Source organism: Flavihumibacter petaseus NBRC 106054 (assembly GCF_000974785.1).
Lineage (GTDB): Bacteria > Bacteroidota > Bacteroidia > Chitinophagales > Chitinophagaceae > Flavihumibacter > Flavihumibacter petaseus.
The window spans coordinates 56705-75642 of the sequence record NZ_BBWV01000001.1; the positions used below are offsets into that span (position 1 = coordinate 56705).

Annotated in this window: 20 protein-coding genes; 15 read left to right on the forward strand and 5 right to left on the reverse strand. The window is 48.8% G+C overall.

From position 1 onward, the window contains the following. The first annotated feature begins 62 nt into the window (after positions 1-62). Positions 63-2840: an outer membrane beta-barrel protein gene (locus tag FPE01S_RS00230; RefSeq protein ID WP_046366972.1), complete on the forward strand. Its 2778-nt coding sequence runs from the start codon at positions 63-65 to the stop codon at positions 2838-2840. A 10-nt stretch (positions 2841-2850) separates the two neighbouring features. Here the strand turns inward: FPE01S_RS00230 and FPE01S_RS00235 are convergent, their stop codons facing one another. Continuing rightward, positions 2851-3633 carry a GLPGLI family protein gene (locus tag FPE01S_RS00235; RefSeq protein ID WP_046366973.1) on the reverse strand — a complete coding sequence of 261 codons (783 nt, stop codon included), beginning with the start codon at positions 3631-3633 and terminating at the stop codon, positions 2851-2853. 128 nt (positions 3634-3761) lie between these two features. On the opposite strand from FPE01S_RS00235, the gene FPE01S_RS24505 reads away from it, so the two are divergent. The 5 genes from FPE01S_RS24505 to FPE01S_RS00260 are packed head-to-tail and all read left to right on the forward strand — an operon-like array spanning position 3762 to position 8533. Further along, complete coding sequence (locus FPE01S_RS24505; protein ID WP_052955398.1) at positions 3762-5207, forward strand: sensor histidine kinase; 1446 nt, start codon at positions 3762-3764, stop codon at positions 5205-5207. Then, positions 5204-5893: a response regulator transcription factor gene (locus FPE01S_RS00245; protein WP_046366974.1), complete on the forward strand. Its 690-nt coding sequence runs from the start codon at positions 5204-5206 to the stop codon at positions 5891-5893. The genes FPE01S_RS24505 and FPE01S_RS00245 overlap by 4 nt, the downstream gene beginning before the upstream one ends. 48 nt (positions 5894-5941) lie before the next feature. After that, positions 5942-6985, forward strand: coding sequence for an Atu2307/SP_0267 family LLM class monooxygenase (locus FPE01S_RS00250; RefSeq protein WP_046366975.1), 1044 nt, complete (start codon positions 5942-5944; stop codon positions 6983-6985). Between the two features lie 31 nt (positions 6986-7016). After that, a complete protein-coding gene (locus tag FPE01S_RS00255) occupies positions 7017-7457 on the forward strand; it encodes a PepSY-like domain-containing protein (protein ID WP_046366976.1) in 441 nt (146 codons plus the stop codon). Positions 7458-7477: 20 nt separating this feature from the next. Next, positions 7478-8533, forward strand: a complete 1056-nt coding sequence (locus tag FPE01S_RS00260) for an exostosin domain-containing protein (RefSeq protein ID WP_046366977.1) — start codon at positions 7478-7480, stop codon at positions 8531-8533. Here FPE01S_RS00260 and FPE01S_RS00265 read toward each other — a convergent pair. Next, on the reverse strand, positions 8490-9437 hold the full coding sequence (locus tag FPE01S_RS00265) for an NAD-dependent epimerase/dehydratase family protein (RefSeq protein WP_046366978.1): 948 nt from the start codon (positions 9435-9437) through the stop codon (positions 8490-8492). The two genes, FPE01S_RS00260 and FPE01S_RS00265, sit on opposite strands and share 44 nt — an antisense overlap. Positions 9438-9496: 59 nt before the next feature. Here FPE01S_RS00265 and FPE01S_RS00270 point away from each other — a divergent pair, with 59 nt between their 5' ends. From FPE01S_RS00270 to FPE01S_RS00280, 3 genes are read left to right on the forward strand one after another with little or no spacing between them, the layout of a single operon-like run. Beyond that, positions 9497-10690 (forward strand): glycosyltransferase, encoded by a 1194-nt coding sequence (locus FPE01S_RS00270; RefSeq protein ID WP_046368493.1) that lies wholly within the window; start codon positions 9497-9499, stop codon positions 10688-10690. Next, positions 10674-11771: a glycosyltransferase family 4 protein gene (locus FPE01S_RS26115; protein ID WP_046366979.1), complete on the forward strand. Its 1098-nt coding sequence runs from the start codon at positions 10674-10676 to the stop codon at positions 11769-11771. The genes FPE01S_RS00270 and FPE01S_RS26115 overlap by 17 nt, the downstream gene beginning before the upstream one ends. Then, positions 11771-12619: a DUF6492 family protein gene (locus FPE01S_RS00280; protein ID WP_046366980.1), complete on the forward strand. Its 849-nt coding sequence runs from the start codon at positions 11771-11773 to the stop codon at positions 12617-12619. The genes FPE01S_RS26115 and FPE01S_RS00280 overlap by 1 nt, the downstream gene beginning before the upstream one ends. On the opposite strand, the gene FPE01S_RS00285 is transcribed toward FPE01S_RS00280, so the two are convergent. Continuing rightward, complete coding sequence (locus FPE01S_RS00285) at positions 12614-13435, reverse strand: glutamate--tRNA ligase family protein (protein ID WP_046368494.1); 822 nt, start codon at positions 13433-13435, stop codon at positions 12614-12616. The two genes, FPE01S_RS00280 and FPE01S_RS00285, sit on opposite strands and share 6 nt — an antisense overlap. Before the next feature lie 106 nt (positions 13436-13541). Between FPE01S_RS00285 and FPE01S_RS00290 the strand changes: the two genes are divergently transcribed. Both FPE01S_RS00290 and FPE01S_RS00295 read left to right on the forward strand, forming a co-directional pair. Continuing rightward, the gene (locus FPE01S_RS00290; RefSeq protein WP_046366981.1) at positions 13542-13979 is read left to right on the forward strand and encodes a VOC family protein; all 438 of its coding nucleotides are present in this window, start codon (positions 13542-13544) and stop codon (positions 13977-13979) included. Further along, on the forward strand, positions 13976-14362 hold the full coding sequence (locus FPE01S_RS00295) for a DoxX family protein (RefSeq protein WP_046366982.1): 387 nt from the start codon (positions 13976-13978) through the stop codon (positions 14360-14362). Before FPE01S_RS00290 ends, FPE01S_RS00295 begins: the two co-directional genes overlap by 4 nt. Here the strand turns inward: FPE01S_RS00295 and FPE01S_RS00300 are convergent. Further along, complete coding sequence (locus FPE01S_RS00300) at positions 14350-15318, reverse strand: GlxA family transcriptional regulator (RefSeq protein ID WP_046366983.1); 969 nt, start codon at positions 15316-15318, stop codon at positions 14350-14352. The two genes, FPE01S_RS00295 and FPE01S_RS00300, sit on opposite strands and share 13 nt — an antisense overlap. Before the next feature lie 86 nt (positions 15319-15404). Then, positions 15405-16382 carry a GlxA family transcriptional regulator gene (locus tag FPE01S_RS00305; RefSeq protein ID WP_046366984.1) on the reverse strand — a complete coding sequence of 326 codons (978 nt, stop codon included), beginning with the start codon at positions 16380-16382 and terminating at the stop codon, positions 15405-15407. A gap of 112 nt (positions 16383-16494) precedes the next feature. On the opposite strand from FPE01S_RS00305, the gene FPE01S_RS00310 reads away from it, so the two are divergent. The 4 genes from FPE01S_RS00310 (at position 16495) to FPE01S_RS00325 (ending at position 18932) form a co-directional block, all read left to right on the forward strand. Next, complete coding sequence (locus FPE01S_RS00310) at positions 16495-17094, forward strand: dihydrofolate reductase family protein (protein ID WP_046366985.1); 600 nt, start codon at positions 16495-16497, stop codon at positions 17092-17094. Next, on the forward strand, positions 17078-17287 hold the full coding sequence (locus FPE01S_RS00315; RefSeq protein ID WP_046366986.1) for a hypothetical protein: 210 nt from the start codon (positions 17078-17080) through the stop codon (positions 17285-17287). The genes FPE01S_RS00310 and FPE01S_RS00315 overlap by 17 nt, the downstream gene beginning before the upstream one ends. Positions 17288-17323: 36 nt before the next feature. Then, positions 17324-18043: an outer membrane beta-barrel protein gene (locus FPE01S_RS00320; protein ID WP_046366987.1), complete on the forward strand. Its 720-nt coding sequence runs from the start codon at positions 17324-17326 to the stop codon at positions 18041-18043. 88 nt (positions 18044-18131) lie between these two features. Next, positions 18132-18932 (forward strand): phosphatase PAP2 family protein, encoded by an 801-nt coding sequence (locus tag FPE01S_RS00325; RefSeq protein WP_052955404.1) that lies wholly within the window; start codon positions 18132-18134, stop codon positions 18930-18932. Positions 18933-18938: the final 6 nt, after the last annotated feature.

The window sequence follows — 18938 nt, forward strand, 5'->3', positions numbered from 1 at the left end:
ACCAAGGCTGATTAACCTCCTTACCCGCTGCTGGTCAATACTTTCGGGGCAGAAGTTCGTGTATGAGAGCCCTCCTGTTTCTATTGTTACTGTTACTGCTGGCCGGCTTCTTCGCCACCGCCCAGGTGACTACCCTGAAGGGTGTCGCTTTCGACAGTACCGCCCATAAGCCACTTGCCGATGCTACCGTTACCTTGTTGTTGCAGCAGGATTCTTCCCTGGTCAGCTTCACCCTGACGGATGGCGGTGGCCGATTTGACCTAAAATCGCTTCCGGCAGGCAGATACAGGCTACTGGTCACCCATGTTGCCTACCATAATTACAGCCGGTTAATTGATATCACCGGATCCACGGCAGAAAAAGACCTCGGTATGCTTTTCCTGTCAGACAAAAGCAAAATGCTGGATAGCGTAACGGTGGTAGCGGAAGCGCCACCGGTTCTACTGCTGGGTGATACAGTGCAGTACAATGCAAATTCGTTTCGCACCCTGCCCAACGCTAACGTAGAACAATTGCTCAAAAAAATGCCAGGTATCACGGTCGGAAAAGATGGCACCGTCAAAGCACAGGGCCGCACTGTGAACCGTGTGCTGGTGGATGGAAAGGAGTTCTTCGGCAACGACCCGAAGATCGCAACCAAAAACCTGCCGGCTGATGCAATTGATAAAGTACAGGTTTATGACCGGCTGAGTGACCAGGCGCAACTCACCGGCTTTGATGACGGCAACAGTGAGAAAACCATCAACCTCACCCTGAAAAAAGACAAAAAGAAAGGATATTTCGGCAGCGCAACTGCCGGAGCGGGTACAGCTGGCCGTTATGAAGGAAAGTTTAACCTGAATTCTTTCAAAGGTGCACGTCAGTTCTCTGCCATTGCCGCTGCCAATAATACAAATGCCGAAGCTTTTTCCTTCATGGACATGATGAATTTTACCGGTGAACTCAAGAGAATGCTGCAGGCTGGTAACGGGAATATCAATATCAGTGCTGATGATGCCGGTAATGCTTTCGGCGGCTTTGGGAATTCCGCTAATGGCATCAATAGTATTGCCGGTGCGGGGATCAACTACAATAACATGATCGGCAGAAAAATCTGGCTCACCAGCAACTATTTTGGCAGTCGTTACAGTCCATACCAGTCAATTTTGTCGGAAAAGCAATATATGCTTCCCGACTCCTCCTATTTTGTGAGCCAGTTATCCGACAAAAGAACTACCACCTGGTCGCACCGCTTCAATTTCAGTGCAGACATCGCAATAGACTCCTTTCATTCCATCAAGATCTCACCATCGTTCGGATGGCAGTCTTCCGAAGCCCTTACCAACGAGATTTACCGCCAGCGCAGCAAGGATGGCCTTCCCGGAAATGAAGGGTTCAGCAACAACCTGGTGAACAGTGACGGATACAATTTCCGGACAGATTTTCTATTCCGTAAAAAGTTTCGGAAACGTGGCAGAACATTTTCAGCGTTCATCCAGACCACAGGTAATGGCGCAACGGGTAACGGACATTTTCTGTCGGATAACAGTTTTACCGATACACTGCGTCAGCAATTCACTTCGGGCAACCATCTGAATGGCTATTCCGCCAGGATCGTTTATACTGAACCGCTCTGGAGGAGGTCATTGCTGGAGGGCCATCTTTCCCGAAGCAGCACAAGAAACGCATCAGACCGGCTCACCTATGATTACAATGCCACTACAAATGCCTATGACCAATTAAACGATAGTCTCACAAATGATTTCAGCAGTAATTATTCAGTAGCTGTAGGCGGATTACGGCTGCGAACGATCAGGAAGAAGTTCCAGGCTGCTGTTGGCCTGTCCTGGCAACAGGCAGTACTGGAAGGCGACAGCAAGGGCTATGGAAAAGATTCCGCCATCCGGAAGTCTTTTTACAATTTTCTGCCCAATGCAAGGGTTCAGTACCAGTTCAGCAGAAGCAAATCCCTGCAGCTGCAATACCGGCCTTTTACCCAGGCACCTTCCATTCAACAATTGCAGCCCCTGGCGGATATCAGTAATCCGCTTTATATCAAATCAGGAAATCCGTTTCTCCGCCAGGAATTGACACATGCTGTTCAGCTCAATTATAATGGCGTAAATCCATTCCGGAACAGGAATATTTTCATCATGATGAATCTGATCAAAACTGACGATAAGATTGTAAATGCGGATTCATTGCTGCCTGGTGGCGTAACGGTCAGCCGGCCCGTGAATGCCAGCGGTATTTATTTCACGGAAGGTGATTTTCAGTTTTCCCTTCCGGTACGGCGCTGGAAAGCCACGGTTGACTTTGGCACCAACGCCGCCTGGCAAAGGAATAAGCAACTGATGAATGGCGCAACCAACCTGATCAGCACCACATCCGCCGGTCCCTATGCCGGTATGCGGGTTGCAGTTTCAGAAAAAATCGAATGGTCTCTGCGTGCCAGCATTCGGTACAATCATACGCAATACAGCCTGCAACCGGATTTGAATACAAGATATTTCTCCCAGTATTATGAAACAGCTCTGGAATGGCAGCTGCCGCACTTTTTCCAGTTCAGCACTGATTTCAATTATACAGTCAACAACCGGTTGTCGGACGGCTTCAATGCAAAAGTGCCGCTCTGGAGCCTTTCCGTTTCCAGGCAATTTATGCGGTTCCAGCGGGCACAACTTAGTGTCCGGGTGCAGGATCTGCTGAACCGCAACCAGCGAGTGGAACGCACCAGCAACCAGAATTATATTGAAGACAAAAGGACCAATACCCTCAGGCGGTATGCATTGCTCAGTTTCACTTATAACCTGCAAAAAAATGGCGCTGCCGGAGGCAACGCCATTCAATTGAGAAAATAGTAACACCAGCCTAATTAATGCGGATACGCATGTTCCCGTTTCCCTGATTGTTTTTCTGCATTTCCTCCATCATTTTATTTCGTTCTTGAATGAATTCTGAGGGACTGACTTTTTTCCCTTTTGCAGGTTCCCGGATAGCGGCAATATCGGCTTTGGCTTCAATAGCAGTAACCTCGTAGCGGGTACGGCCATGATTTCCTTCCAGTATCATGATCAGCCCCGGCAATTGTCCCTGCATTTCTGGTCCTGCAGGAACGGGAATATCAATGGCAAACCAGGCGGCAACTTCCGTGGTATCTGAAAACTCCCTGCGGCTCATTTTCCCATTGTCCATCGTCATCATGCTTCGCTGGGAGATCCGTTGACCTGTGGCTTTTCTGCAGGAATGCCCCAGTATTGTCCGGCTGGAATCACTGAGTATCCATTTGCCCTTTGCCAGTGTATCCGACACCAGGAATTTGCGATCGAAAAACTCCCGCTGCTCCACCTTCTTTCCCGCGTTAAAATCGCAATAAATAATATCATCAGTACCACCGATGGTGCGGATCACAAGCCCTCCACCGCCGCTGACCGTTTCATCCGGAAGTTCGTCATCTGCCTTCTGCCAGATCATTTTTCCACCTGCAAAATCAAGTACAAAATTATCGGTGCGTTTCCGCTCCACAGGTCCTTCACCGTCGAGTTGCAGCTGCATAAGCGTGGTGCGGGTATAATAAACCCTCGCTTCCCTTTGCTGGCAGAAAGCGCTGCCGGCAGCCAGGGCGAAAACCCCTAAAATCAATATTCTTTTCATACAATAGTTTTGACCAAAGCTATCCCAGCCCCAAGGCCTGGATAGTTAACACACCTTACAATAAGGTTAATAAAGGTTAAAGCCATAAACCGCCATCAGGAATTGGGTAGATTTTGTTTTTAGTGAATATGAAAACCATTTCCTGGTCATATGGCAGTATTCTGCTGGCGATGCTGTTGATTGCCGGTTTCCAGGTCTATTGGATCAGGGACAACTACCTGCGTGAGAAAAGGGCACTCGAAAGCCGTGCAAAATCAATATTTACGGAAACCGTGATGCAATTGCAGGATTCTGCTGTCAAAGCACGGATTATTAAAGCTGGTGGTGATACTGCCGAGGCTCCCGGCCCCGCTGGCTTTACAGCTGCATTGCGCCGCCAGCCACCGCTACCCGGTGATTCCATCAGGCAGGTCGTTGTATTTAGGAAGGGAGGGGCTGACACCGCTTCAGGCAAGCGTTTTTTGACCGTGCGGGAGAATACCCACACGACGGATTCCGGCGGAACCAGATCAGTATCTGTCAATACGCTGATTTATACGAATGACAAAGGCCGGACCCTGCTGCTCAAAATGGATTCCCTGCTGTCTGACACAATTCCCATAGCGGTGATACAAGCCGGTTTTCGCCGATCGCTTGACCAGCAAGAAATGACTGTCGGATTCATTGTATTTGCAGACACCGCGGTAAATGAAGCGGAGGAAGACAAACTTGCGAAACTATTGCTTTGGAAAAAGTCCGGATCATACAATTTTGTATTGGCCCATACCTTTCCCTACCTGCTGCGTAAGATTACCCTGCCGCTGATCTTCTCGGTTTTCCTGATCGGCATTACACTTGCGGCATTTCTTCTGTTATTCCACAACCTTCGCAAACAACACAGGTTGTCTGCGATCAAGAATGAGTTCATCAGCAATATTTCCCACGAGCTGAAAACACCTATTGCGACGGTTTCGGTTGCACTCGAAGCCTTACGGGATTTCCATGCCCGTAAAGACCCCTTGCGCACCCAGGAGTACCTCGACATTTCGCACCAGGAACTTCAAAGATTGTCGCTGCTGGTAGACAAGGTGCTGAAGCTATCCATCTTTGAAAAAAAAGCGATCGAACTGAAAGAAGAAGCCGTGGAACTGGCAATGATCGTGGAAGAGGTCGCCGGATCAATGCGGCTTCAGTATGACAAATGCGGGGCAACCCTCCATACCAGCTTTGACGGAGATACTACTGTTATGGGCGACCGGCTTCACCTGCTGAGTGTGGTGTTCAACCTGCTTGATAATGCACTTAAATACAGTGGACAAAGTCCGGAAGTTTTTGTGCGGGTATCGGGAACTTCCCGGGAAGTGATCCTAACCGTTCGCGATAACGGTATTGGTATTCCTGAAGTGTATACGGAAAAAGTATTTGAGAAATTTTTTCGGGTTCCCCAGGGTAATGTACACCAGGCAAAAGGTTACGGGCTTGGACTCAGTTATGTTGCTGCCATCATGAAGCAACACCGGGGAAGCATCCGTGCAGAAAGTATTCTTGGAAAAGGCAGCAATTTCATCCTTCATTTCCCTGCAGGCCGTTTATGAAAAAAACAAAAATCCTTTATGTTGAAGACGAGGTCTTTCTGGGAAAGATCGTAAAAGAAAGTCTGGAAACGCGGGGCTTTGACGTGATCATGGAAACTGATGGCCATCTTGCGCTGCAACGATTTTCTGAAACCGAACCAGACTGTTGCGTGCTGGATATTATGTTGCCGGGAACCGATGGATTTGCGATTGCTGACAGCATCAGGGCAGTCAATAAAACTGTTCCGATCCTGTTCCTGAGTGCACGTACGCAAACCGAAGATGTGGTAAAGGGGTTTGCCGTAGGCGGTCATGATTATATCCGGAAACCTTTCAGCCTCGAAGAACTTATTGTAAGGATACATCATATACTTCGCATTGGCAGTGCTGCTGAAACACCTGTTACAGACGGTTGGCTTGAAATGGGCCTTTTCCGCTTTCATGATACCCGCCAGGTTTTGCAGTCCGGCAGTGAAGAACGTAAACTCACTTACCGTGAAGCAGCGCTCCTGAAGCTGTTATGTGAACATCGGAACAGGATCATCGACCGGAGGGATATCCTGAATCTGCTCTGGGGAAACGATTCTTTTTTCAACAGCAGAAACCTCGATGTTTATATCACCCGGCTGCGCAGTTACCTGAGGCCGGATCCCCGGCTGCAGATCACCACGATCAAAGGAATCGGATACCGTTTTACCGTGGGGTAAACAAAATGGTATCCCTGGTTGTTAGTGCAACCGGAATAATCATTCATTATGGAATTAGGTATCAGCAGCTTCGGAGAGGTGACTCCCGACCAGAAAAGTGGCGGTGCGGAAAATGCATACCACAGGGTCCAGGAAATAATTGAAGAAATCCGGCTGGCCGATCAGCTTGGGCTTGATGTTTACGCTTTGGGCGAACACCACCGGCCTGATTATGTGATTTCCAGCCCGGAAATGATTCTCTCTGCCGCCGCTGCGGTAACTGATAAAATCAGGCTGAGCAGCTCGGTGACGGTATTGAGTTCGGCAGATCCGGTAAGGATCTTCCAGCAATTCGCCACGCTCGACCTGGTTTCCGGTGGCAGGGCAGAGATCATGGCGGGAAGGGGATCCTTTATTGAATCTTTCCCGCTTTTCGGATACGATCTGAAAGATTATGATGCGTTGTTCTCTGAAAAGCTGGAACTGCTGCTTGCGATTAACCGCGATACCACCGTCAACTGGCGTGGACAGTTCCGCTCTCCCATTAAGAATCAGGGTGTATATCCCCGGCCGCTCCAGGAGTCTTTACCGGTCTGGATCGCAGTTGGCGGCACACCTGAGTCAGCAATCAGGGCCGGGAAACTCAATTTACCAATGACACTTGCCCTGCTGGGGGGCACCCCGGATCGCTTTGTTCCACTGGTAAACCTTTTTCGCAAAAGCCACAGCGAAGCCGGTCATGACCCTGCCTCCATCCGCCTGGCCGTGAACTCCCATTTTTATGTAGCTGAAGATTCGCAACAGGCTGCCGATGAGTTTTATCCCACCTATGCCCGCATGATGAACCGTGTGGGAAAAGAAAGGGGATGGCCGCCGTTGGACAGGGCACAATTTGAGTATCTTCGTCAGCATGGTCCCCTGCTGGTAGGTAGCCCACAGGAAGTGACCGAAAAAATCCTGTACTTCCATGAATTATTCGGGCAGGACCGATACCTCGCTCAATTCATATCAGGAAAGGATCTGCCTGTTGAAAAACAATTGAAAGCAGTTGCATTGTTTGGTGAAAAGGTAGCCCCACTGGTTAGAAAGCATGCGAAAGTACCCGGTCTGTAATTTGCATTTCTCATCTATAAAACCAAGTGATATGAAGCGATCCGCACTGTTAATGATGTCTTTGCTCCTTTCAGGTTTTTTCCTCTCCGCACAGGTTGTGAATGTTCCGGAAAAATCTAAAAAGCACTTTTTCGCTAAGTACCCTGGTGCCACCAATGTCGACTGGACCAACAGCGTTGCCTGGTATACTGCCAAATTTACAGACAAGGACGGCACCCGTGAAGTGCATTATAAGCTGGATGGCACGTGGGATTATACAGAACTGGATATGCCGAAAGCCTCCTTTCCGGCACCCGTACAAACATCCGTAGAAAAAAGCCGTTACGCCGGCTGGGAAATGAAATCCACCGCCTATGTCGAAAACAGGAAGGCAGAAAAACTTTACCGGGTGGAATGGAAAAAAGGCATAGAAAAAAAATATGTTTATTATGACGGAACCGGCCGCGAGATACGCAGCAGCAGTTCTCTCTAGTTTATTTCCGTAATTGCATCATGATTGACAAGCCGATAAGGCTTTTTACCATCACGGATGGTATTAGTCCTGCCCTGCATTGCCGCCTGACAAAGATCGGCGCTCCCTGGTATGAATGGGTGGCAAGGCCCGAAGAAGCAGATTTCCTGGTTTTCCCGGCCAACTATGAAGTGGCACACGAATTAACCGATTATTACCTGGTGTATTTCGGAGGTTCCCCATCTGATCGTGCCGCATGCCTGGAGGCTGAAGCCGGCCTGGTACAATTATCTGCCGTAACCGGCCGGAAATTACTGGTCTTTTTTCACAGCGATTCGGCAGCGCCTGTCGCCGTACCGAATAGTATTATTTTCCGCACCAGTATCGTGGGCAGCAAAAAGAAGCCCAATGAACACGCCATGCCGGGATTTAAGGAAGGGTCAGACTTCAGTGAATTTCCTTATGAACCGGAATTCCTGCCCTGGCAACCAATTCCCGAGGTCGGATTCCGGGGACAGGCATCACCTTCCTCCCTGGCACCCGGCCTGAAATGGAGGAATGGTGTCAACCTGTTGCTGAACAGGCTGGGAATCAACAGTCCGTTTGACATCAGCGATAATTTCGGCTATCTGGCAAGGCGTAATGCACTACTGGCCTTTCAGCGGCACCCCGGTATCAGGACACATTTTACGTGGTCCGGTCCTGGTGATGCAGATGCTCCGGTATCAAAACAACGATTCCGCGACGAGATCTTCGCTTATCCCTATACGCTATGTGCGAGCGGGTTCGGCAACTATTCCTACCGCCAGTTTGAGAGCATGAGTGCCGGTAGAATACCCGTGCTGATTGATACGGATATCGTTTTGCCACTGGAAAACAAAATTGACTGGAACAGCCTTTGTTGCATTGTACCTGAAAAACAAATCCCCCATATCGGCGACCGCCTGCTGGAATTTCATAACGAATGGAAAGGCGAACGGTTTGTTCAGCTGCAACGGATGATCAAAGAAACGTACCGCACCTGCCTGGGGCCGGAGAGCTTCTTCCGCCAGCTCAGCAGCTACCTTTCGAACGATAAAACTGCAAGAGACTTCTGATCCCGTCGTCCAGACCGGTAATAGGTCTTTCCAGGATTGAGCGCATTTTGGAAATGTCCGGCAGCCGCCGCCGCATATCACCTTCCTTCAGGGCAGGCAGATGAACTATCTGTGAGGATGATCCCGAAAGCGCTTTTACTTTTTCTGCAAGTGCAAGCATGGTGATCTCGGTATCGCTCCCGATATTGATCGTGTCGTTCAGGCCCTTATTACTATTAAGCATTCTTAGTGTTGCATCAACGTTGTCATCTACATAACAGAAAGTGCGGGTCTGACTTCCATCTCCGTAAATTGTCAGGTCTTCATTCCGGATTGCTTTCAGCAGAAAGCGGGGCAATACAAAATCATCACTTTGCCCAGGTCCGTAGGTATTGAAAAAACGCAATATCGTATAAGGCAGCCCATACTCCTGGTGATAGGCCTTGCAGAAAGACTCACCTACATTTTTGACCACAGCATAAGGCAATCTCGAATTCAGCGGTGTTGTCTCTTCTGATTGCGGAAAATGCACCGGTTCACCATAAACCTCAGACGAAGACGAAAAAAACACCCTCGACACACCAGTATTCCTGGCACCATCCAGGATATTCCTGATTCCATCTATATCGCGCAGTACCTGAACCGGGTGTTCCAGGGTACGTTTTACACCCACTACGGCTGCATAGTGGAACACGTAGTCGAAACGAGATGCCTGAAGGATGGCGCCGATGTCACGCTGATCGTTCACATCTGCTTTGACAAACCGGACACGCTCGCCTGGCGGTGGAAGATTGGCGGGATCACCGGTTGACAGGTTATCCACGAGCACCAGGTCATAAGCAGGATCATTTGCCAGCCTTGACGACAGGCTACCGGCAATATTTCCTGCTGCACCCGTGATCAATATTCTCTTTACACCTTTCATGAAAGTAATATACCAAACAAATTCATTTATTTTTGACCGTGGGTATTCAATCAAACGGTTTGAAAAAAGTATTATACTTCTTTCCGTTGAATCCTGCCGACAGGAACAGCGGCAGCATCTCAAGGGCACTAAGTTTATTGCAGTATTTCCGCGACCGCGGTTATCATGTAGATTTTATCAGCAAGGAGCACTGGGGAAATTACACTCCTGAGAGCAAAGCTTCATTTGAAAATGCACGCCTTGCCAACAGTCTTCATGTGTTTCGCAGGAAACCCGTGAAAACAAATCCACTGACTTATTTCTTCGGGTATAAGATCGGCCATTTGCTCTACGAGCGGCAGCTGAAAACGCCAAAAGGGTCAATCCCCAACCATACCACCTGGCACCTGCGCCGCCAGTTTGATGCCATGCTGCAGCGCACCCGTTATGACTATGTGATCATCAGTTATGCTTACTGGGCGCATCTTGTCAAAGACAATCCTTTTCTGGCGGGCGCCACTACCATTATAGACACGCATGACCTGTTATCGGCACAGCATCAGAACGAAGAAGGGTTTGACCGCTCCGTGGCGATAGGTGATGAACTTTACCGGCTGTCATTTTTTGACCGGATCTGGACCATCTCCGTAGACGAAACATACCTGTTCAGCCAGTTCTTCCCAGACCGGGTAGATCTCGTACCGATGATGATCAAAGCCCCCGACATTGAGCTGCCACCAATGCAGCAGCGGCGTTACGACCTACTGTATGTTGCAACCGATAACCCCCATAACCTGCGTTCCGCAAGTTGGTTTTTCACGGAGGTTTATCCGAAGCTGGATAAAAATTTACGGATCTGTGCGATTGGAACAATCGTGCCGCATCTGCCGGAGGATCTGCCTAACCTTGAGAAAATTTCTTTTGCACCGGATCTTCGTGATTATTATTCGCAGGCAAAGATCGCCATTTGCCCCATGCTCAGTGGTACCGGTGTCAAGATCAAGGTAGTGGAGGCAATGGCTTACCAGCTCCCGGTGGTGTGCAATGAACGGGGAATCGATGGTCTACCTGATAAAACCAGGAACGGTTGTTCTGTGACCAACGATCCGGTAGCTTTCGCAGATGCTATTGCAACCTTGCTGAATGACAACAACTTTTATCAGCAGCAATCCCGCTGGGCATTTGAATGTTTCAAAAATAATTTCGAACGCGCCGCTGTATACCAAAAGCTCGACAATATCCTGGAAAATATCGCTCATGGCAAAAGCTACTAAAGCGTTACTCGTTTTCTTTAACGGCAAATCCAATGCTGGAGGTGCAGAACGAATGGTTCAGTATTTTGATGAATACCTGATGAGCCGTGGCGTGACTACCACGATATTGGATGAAGCTTTTCTGCTCAACACCTGGGCGGGCAGGCTGTACAAGCATCTTTTCCGTTACAGGCATTTTCTGAAAAGGAAACCAATTTATATGGCCCGGTTTGCTTCCGCATATTTGTGGACGAGATTCCGGTACAAAACAATCGTTGTTTCCAACGGAGAATCAACACCATTCTTTCCGGCAGATATTGTGATCAGCCAGGGATGCTACCACGTCATGGAGATGGATTACGGCAGGAAGGAAAAAAAGCTGAGCAGGGTTGCCAGGTTGCAACAGCGCGGATTGCGGATCTGCAAACAGATCATTACGGTGACGGAAAAGGTAAAAAATGACCTCATCACCTGGTACGGTATACCATCTGAAAAGATCTCCATTGTAACCAACAGAGTGGATACGAATTTCTTTCCTGTTCTTCCCAAACCCAAAAGGCCATGGAAAACGGTACTCTATGCAGGACGGCTGGAGCCTGGCAAGGGTCTTCCCACAGTCGTCAGGCTGGCAGAGATCATTGACGAATCCGAAGACTGGCGTTTGTTGGTCGCCTGTAATTTTCCCAATAACAGGGAGCAGTTTGAGCATTTCAGGCATACCACCGTCAAAGTCGGACTTAACCTGGAAAATATCAACGAAGAAGCATATGCACAGGCTGATCTTGTTATATTCCCTTCACTGTCGGAAAGTTTCGGCATGATCACGCTGGAAGCACTGGCTGCGGGAGTACCCGTGATCGGCACACCGGTAGGCGTTCTTCCCGACCTTCACCGGCAGAAGATGCCCGGTGTCTATATACTGGAACCTTTCAATGACCGGGCGATCCTCCGCCGGTTTGATGAAATCCTGGAAGATTTCAGTCTTGTTGACCGGAATGCGTTGCATAAATCCATGGACAATCTGTTTGGAATACCAACCTACCGGCTAAGGCTGGATGAAGTGATCGGACCGCTTATTGAAACAACAACGCCATTACGCTGATGGAGAAACTATTGCTATTTATCAAAAGCTACCAGCCTGACTTCCTGAGAGTGGAAAAACTGCTGGCTTCCATCGGGAAATTCAATACCGACAATATCCCCGTACTGCTTTCGGTAAACAATGATGATTACCGCTATTTCCGGAAACGGTTGCCGGAAGCTGTCGATATCATCCGTGACAGTGATATTGTGGATTGCAAACTGAAAGACGGCTGGCGTTACCAGCAGGTCATTAAGGCGCAGGTGAACAGGCTGAACATTTGCAACGCCTACCTCTGTCTCGATTCCGACAGCGAATTTATCCGCCCCTTCAGTTATGCTGATTTCCTTTATGATGACAAGACGCCTTATACCGTGATGCACGAAAGCAAGGCATTCAAAGACACCATGGAATTATTGGGCATGGATTCTGCGGATCTGTTCCAGTCGCGTGCATTGAAAGCAACCCGGCAGTATTTCGGCACCCATGGAAAAGCCTGGGATTATGGCCCGTCACCCTATCTCTGGTCTACCAGCGTCTGGCGGCATTTCCAGGACCATTTCCTGGGAGAACGCAAACAGAATTTTGAACAGTTTTTCCGGGAAATGGAAGAGAAAGCCGCACTGCCTTCCGAAGCAGTGATCTACGGCGAATACCTGTTGAAAACAAGAGTGATCGATATCCTTCCAGTGGAAGGATACTTTAAAGTGTATCATTACCAGGAACAGTATGAGCTGGAAAAAGATCATTTTGACCTGGAGCGACTGAGCAAAAATTACCTGGGCATCATCATGCAAAGCAACTGGGACAAAGCAGCAGATGCACCGCCCAAACCATCTTTTTTTGATTTCCTTAAAAGAAAATCATGATCCTGTAAAAGGGTGACTTTGCAGAAAAGCCTGCGCAACCGCTTCTTTGCTGTCGATGGCATCGCCCAGCCCGCAACTCCTGCCAATAAGGCGGAACAGGTCCCGGCGATCCGGATTTTTCTCACGCAGGTACTGAACAGAAGTTGCTCCGGCAGATTTCGAGAGTTTGCTGCCATTGGCGCCCAGGATCAGGGGGTGATGAAAAAACAATATCCCGGAAAAGTCATTTGCCGGAAACCGTGATGCCAGGAACAGCTGTGCCCTGGTACTATCCCTGAGATCTTCCCCCCTGACGACAAGGGTTACGCGAAAATGCAGATCATCAACAACAGAACACAGCTGGTAAGCCGGCATGCCATCTTTTTTACGGACGACAAAGTTGTTCAGAGAATCGCTCAGGCCGGCACCTGCTGTATTGATGCGCCATTGCACACCGGGTTGCTCAAAGGAAATGCCCTTTGTGAGGCAACTGCATAGATCTGCTGTCTTTCTGCTACAGGTACAGGCAAATAAGCACCCCGAATCCCGAAGGTCAGTCAGCGCCTTCTCATATAGCGGCAGACGATGCCGCTGGCTGTATTGCTGCTCAAAATCTGCAACTGTTATGGGGCCCTCTTCCCAATGAAAACCCAGCCACAGCAGGGAGGAAAAAATGTCTTCCAGGTATTGGGGTCTTACCCTGTCGCTGTCCATATCATCAATGCGCAACAACAGCGGGGCATTATAACTGCGTGCGAGGTAGTCCGTCAGGCAGAAAGACAGGATATTGCCAATATGGAGATAACCACTGGGGGTAGGTGCCAAACGCGACTTCATTTGGGCAAGCTCGTGTTTTTTTGTCGCATTTACCCTTGATATTGCCGTTTTCAGACCACCTGGGCCATTTGACCGCCCAGTAGATTTGTTGAACAAACAACAGGCCATGATCGCCATACACCCCTATCTGAATTTTGCCGGCAACACTGAAGAAGCATTTCGTTTTTATCAATCTGTTTTTGGTGGTAAATTCAGTACAGTTTCACGCTTCAGGGATACCGCGGAAGCTTCAAGACTTCCTCATGAAGAACAGGATAAACTCATGCATATCGCGTTGCCGGTAGGGAGGAATACTGTGCTGATGGCGACGGACGCGCTGGAGTCGATGGGGCATCACCTGAACGCAGGCAACAATTTCTCACTGCAGATTGAAGCCGAATCGACCGAAGAAGCTGACGCGCTTTACAGGGCGTTGTGTGAAGGTGGCAAACCCACGTTACCTATGATGACGATGTTCTGGGGCACTTATTTCGGTATGCTGACAGATAAATTCGGCATACAATGGATGATCAACTATAATTTCAACCAATCAATCAGTATATGAAGAAAACAAAAATCATCTATTGGATCTTTACCGGCCTGCTCGCTGCGCTCATGCTGAGTTCGGGTATCCAGAATTTTATGTACACGCAGCCAACGGAGGAATTGTTTAAACACCTCGGATATCCGGAATATGTTGCCCGCTTCCTGGGGCTGGCAAAAATCCTGGCGGGAATCGGATTGCTGATACCCGGCTATCCCAGGTTGAAAGAGTGGGTTTACGCAGGGATCTTTTATGATCTCCTGGGTGCAGTATATTCAGGCGTTTCCATTGGCGACCCGATCGTTCAATGGTTGCCAATGCTTATATTTTTTGCCATCCTGTTCCTTTCCTACTACTACCATCACCGGCTGTTGAAGGAAAGGCTGCAGGCTCAGCGTACCTGAAATTTAAGCCGGTACTCAGATGGTGTCATGCCCACCGCTTTCCGGAAAACTTTCCGGAAAGCCTTTGCATCATTGTACCCGGCATTGAAAACGACTTCGCTCATCTGCTGGGAAGTCTGTTCCAGCAAACGCTTGGCAGCCTCCACACGGATATTCTGCAGGTATTCGATAGGCGTTACGCCGGTGACCTGCTTGAAGCGGCGCACAATATTCCTCCTGCTTGAAGGAATGTCCCTGATCAGCTCTTCTATGGTGCCGGCTTCCTGATAGTTTGTTTCAATCTTTTGCTGTGCGGTAGCGACAAGTTCATCGGTGTGATTGTGCACCGGCTCAAAGCTCCCGAAATAAGACTGATGGTGACGATCCATATCAATGGCAAAGATCTTTGCGATTTTTACAGCAACCTCCCGCCCGCAATGCCGGTTGATCAGGTGCAGCAACAGATGGAAGGTTGAAGTTGCCCCGCCGCTGGTATACAAACGGTGATCAGCAGTGACGGTTTTATCAAGGCGTAATTTTACCTGGGGGAAATGCTGTGAAAAAGACGCCCCGGCATCCACATGGGTGGTCGCCAGTCTGCCATCGAGCAATCCGGTAGCAGCCATCAGGAAGGCGCCCGTACAGAAGCACGCCAGTTCTGCGCCATCTTTGTACTGCTCCCTGAGCCAGGGCAACAGCTGACTGTTCAGGGCGAGCGACTGGCGTATGTCATGCGAGTTAAAGGAAGGCACCATTACCAGGTCAGATTTACCGGATTCACTGATCGGGTCCACCTTATAGCCATGGAATTCTGCAGTCGTTGGGTTGCAGGCTATCTGCCCTACCAGCCGCAACAGGAATGGCGGTTCCTCCCCCCTCTCCTGGTAAAGCCGGTTAACAGCTTCAAAAACCTCCATGATTGCTGCAATACTCAACAGCTTATAATGCTGCGTAACCACTATGGCAACCTGTTTCATATCGATAGGTTTGATCAATAAACTTAGTGCATTTGAGTTACCCGCAAATTCCTGTCCATTCCTACCAATGAACGGTTAAAATCTGTCTACAGAATTGCTTCTTTGTTGTATTTGTTACGGTAATCTGCCGGCGAGAGTCCGGTTATTTTTTTAAAGATGGAGCGGAAAGATTTGGTATCGGCATACCCCACTTCATACATCACTTCGCTCACATTTTTTCTTCCGTTCTCCAGGCCTTTTTTTGCCGCTTCAATTTTTACCCGCTGGATATATTCAATGGGTGTATTGTTTGTCGCTTTCTTAAACCTCCTTTCAAAATTCCGCCGGCCTATCGCAAACCTTGTGGCCAGTTCTTCCACCGAAATTTTATCGCCCACATTTTTTTCAATGAATTCCTGCGCAAGTCTCACGGGTTCGTCAGAATGACCTTTCTGACCATTGAACATGATGAAGGGCGACTGACTTTTTCTTTCTATTTCGATAGCGTAAACTTTGGCAGCGGTAATTGCCATCGGGCGGCCAGCCATTTTTTCTACGAGGTAGACCAGCAGGTTCCAATAGGAATTTGCACCGCCACTGGTATAGAGACCCTGCTCTTCGGTGATAATCGTATCGTCAACAAGATCGATCTCCGGGAACATGATCCTGAAATCATTGGCCGAACGCCAGTGGGTTGAACATTTCTTTCCATTGAGAAGACCGGTTGAAGCGAGCAGGAAAGCGCCGATGCAGAGGCTTACCAGCTCAGCGCCTTTGGCATATTGCTCCCGCAACCAGGGCAGCATCTGGGCATTTTTCTGCAAAGCCTCCTGCATGTCGCCGATGAGCGCAGGAATGAAAATCAGATCCGTCCGCTCAACTTCATGAAGCAGCCGGTCTGTATGCACGGTGAATCTTCCGCCATGCAGGGCAACTGATGACGTCATGCCGACCAGTTCGATCTGGAACATGGGTTCTCTTCCGGATGCAAGCAGAAATTCATTGACACCGGCAAACATCATGCGGGGATCATCAATGCTGGCCAGCACCGCATCCTCCGGAACGAGTATCGATATCTTTTTCATTGGATAAATATAAAGAATACTCAAGTTGCCAAAAACAGTACTGTCGCAACAAGCCCCCACAATTGCCGTATACACACCCTGTTCGCTCCTGCCACAGCCAATAATTTTGGTTATGCGTAAGATCATTGCATCCATGAATATTACCCTGGACGGTTTTGCCGCGGGCAACAACGGAGAAATGGATTGGCATTTCAGTTGCTGGAATGAAGAAATGGAAAGGAATTTGTATGGATTTCTGCATTCCATTAATACTGGCCTGATCGGAAGAGTCACTTACGAGGCAATGTCGCATTACTGGCCGGCTGCTGAGCTGGATCCTACGGCAACCAACAGCGAGATCGGTCTTGCGAAGCACATGAATTCTATGGAAAAAATTGTGTTCAGCGCAACGTTACGGAATCCGAAATGGTCAAACACGCGATTGCTCAGATCAATTGAACACGAGGCGATCGATGCGCTTAAAGCTGAAAACGGCACCGATATGGTACTCATGGGAACGACACTGATTCAAAGCTTTATGCAGCTCGGACTGGTGGATGAATACCGGTTGATGATGCACCCCGTGATCCTGGGCAGTGGAATACCGCTTTTCAGCCATCACAATGGATGGCTAAACCTTGACCTGCTTGAATCGAAAACCTTCAGCAATGGCGTACTGGCCCTGCGATTTTCGAACAAGCGGAAATATTGCCACCATGGTAGAAGTATTTAAAACAAATGTTCAGGAAAACTTCAACGCAGAATACCTGCTGCACCACCTGAGACAAAAATTTCCTGAATGCCGGATCAATTTCGACCTCGATGATTGTGACCGTATACTGCGCCTCGAGGGTCCGTCCGTATGCTCCGTCACTGTAGCGGAACTATTGGGGATTCACGGATTTACCTGCGCAATACTCGACTAGGCATATGAATTGTATTGAAGAAGGAAAGCTTCCATTATGAAAAAGCTCCCTTACCTTCTGGCTGCTCTAATTATATGTGCAACAGCCTATGCCCAGGACAGCTCCTGGTCCAAAAAACATGATTGGCGCGACATGCCAATGCCCACGATCGGTTTTGGCATAAGTTTCCAGAAATTCAAAAACCTTGACAACAGGGTAGCAGGATTACCGCAATACGAAGGATTACCCGAAAGCAGTGGTACACTGCAACTCGGCTGGCTGAAACAAAAACGCAGCCTGGTTTCAGTGTTTAACATCATGGGAGGAACCAGCTTCAGCGGTGATCACCATAAAAAAAGCAGCGTGCTGCGTTACCTGGGAATTGCCGGCGATATTGGTTATGATGTGGCGAAGCAGGAAAGGATCATGTTATACCCATTTGTAGGGCTGGCGTATCAGTGGTACCAGGCTAAGTTCTATACCGATAACTCTGGTGTCGAATTTGACGATGCACTGGAGTCTCCGGCTGTACAAAATGAGATCCGGCCTGTGAGCTTCCGCAACAGCTTCTTCAATTACCGCGCAGGCATCGGCGCCCAGTTCATTTCCCAGAAAGGCGGCACCATCGGCCTGCAGGCAACCTATACAGGGAGCTTCCAGGAAAGAGCATGGAAAGGCAATGATAACCAGACACTTGGCAATTCCCCGGAAGACCGGCTCAGTCAGTTCAGCATAGCCTTGATCCTGGGGTTCAAGCCAATGATGATGTACCATTAACATTCCTTTACGTTTCGGAATTGCTAAAACCCGCTACAGGAGCAGATTCTGGCATCATTCTCACTACTTTCGCAGTGAATTGCCGCACATGAAGAGAACCCTGATTACCCTTGCCTGTTGCTGGGCTGGCATAACCTGTTGCAAAGCACAACAGGGCCCTGCCAGAAAGTATATGGGCGACACCACCCTGCCACAACATCCACCGATCAACTGGAATGCTGCGGAATTGCGTCCACGCATTCCTGCCTCGGCCTTTATTGCGCCGGGTATTTTGATTGCTTATGGGGTAACATCAACAAAAAGTGATGGCCTGCATCAGGTCAATGAAAAAATAAAAGAGGAAGTGTGGACAGAAAATCCCCACAGCAAAACCAGTATAGACAATTACCTCGTATTTGCACCCGCTGTCGCCGTATATGTTTTGAATGCCGCGGGCGTGAAAGGCAAACACAATTTTAAAGATCGCACGATCATATACGGAATGGCCAATCTTATTTCCGCCGGCGTTTTCTGTGGTGTTAAGAGTTTCTCCAACGAGATGCGTCCTGATGGTTCAAATAATTTTTCTTTTCCTTCCGGACATACCGCAACGGCATTCGTTTCTGCTGAATTCCTTCGCCAGGAATATAAGGATGTTTCTCCCTGGTATGGTGTTGCGGGTTATGCTGCAGCAACAGCCACCGGTTACCTGCGTATGTATAACAATAAACACTGGCTGGGTGATGTTGCTGCCGGTGCCGGCGTAGGCATCCTGTCTACCCGCCTGGCTTATTGGCTATACCCTACCATCAAACGCACTTTCTACAAAAAGTCTGATGAAGTAAAAACCATCATTATGCCTACTTACCAGTCCGGCGCTGTAGGCCTCGGCCTTGTGCACCATTTCTGACCTTCA